Genomic DNA, 239 nt, shown 5'->3' on the forward strand with positions numbered 1-239 from the left:
CTGGTCTTCCTCCGGCAGGAAGGCCGACGGCAGCCTGTTGAATGCGAAAGCGAGGACGCCGGTCAACAGCAGGAAGACCAGCATGACACGGCCGGTGCGCTTGACCAGTTTGCCCACACGCGTCTCATAGCGCACGGTCATGCTGTCGAAACGGCGATTGAACCACCCGAAGAAGCCGCGCTTGGCCGCGTGGCTATGGGCGACCGGCTTGAGGATGGTCGCGCACAGGGCTGGGGTCA

At 64.0% G+C, this 239-nt stretch carries 1 protein-coding gene; it reads right to left on the reverse strand.

Annotated elements, in window-relative coordinates; all coding sequences use genetic code 11:
• On the reverse strand, positions 1–239 hold a 239-nt coding region (locus KVT32_RS31400; RefSeq protein ID WP_217619566.1), incomplete at both ends, for an efflux RND transporter permease subunit.

The sequence above is a fragment of the Achromobacter sp. GbtcB20 genome, from assembly GCF_019091095.1.
Classification (GTDB): Bacteria; Pseudomonadota; Gammaproteobacteria; order Burkholderiales; family Burkholderiaceae_B; genus Achromobacter; species Achromobacter mucicolens.